The 264-nt window shown below is 64.8% G+C and carries 1 protein-coding gene; it reads right to left on the bottom strand.

The window, feature by feature from the left end; all coding sequences use genetic code 11:
• On the bottom strand, positions 1-264 hold a 264-nt coding region (gene rpsB / locus SB754_RS20900), incomplete at both ends, for a 30S ribosomal protein S2 (RefSeq protein WP_410784267.1).

The following is a 264-nucleotide window of genomic DNA, read 5'->3' as shown; positions in this document are numbered from 1 at the left end:
CTTGCGGGCCTCGTCGATGGCGAGGTGCTCACGCTTGGCGTCGACGACCCAGAGGGCCGAGGGGGCCTTCGTGAGGTTGCGGATACCGCCGAGCGACTTGTGCAGCTTGTCGAGCTCGCGCTTCTTGAGAAGGAGTTCCTTCTTGGTGAAGCCCGACTCGGCGGGGTTCTCGAAGTCGAGCTCCTCGAGCTCCTTCATGCGGGCGAGGCGCTTCGACACCGTCTGGAAGTTGGTGAGGAGGCCACCGAGCCAGCGCTCGTTGAC

The organism is Leifsonia sp. SIMBA_070, assembly GCF_046534635.1.
GTDB lineage: Bacteria > Actinomycetota > Actinomycetes > Actinomycetales > Microbacteriaceae > Leifsonia.
The sequence above is the reverse complement of the archived record's forward strand: the minus strand, read 5'-3'. Positions and strand labels throughout refer to the sequence as shown.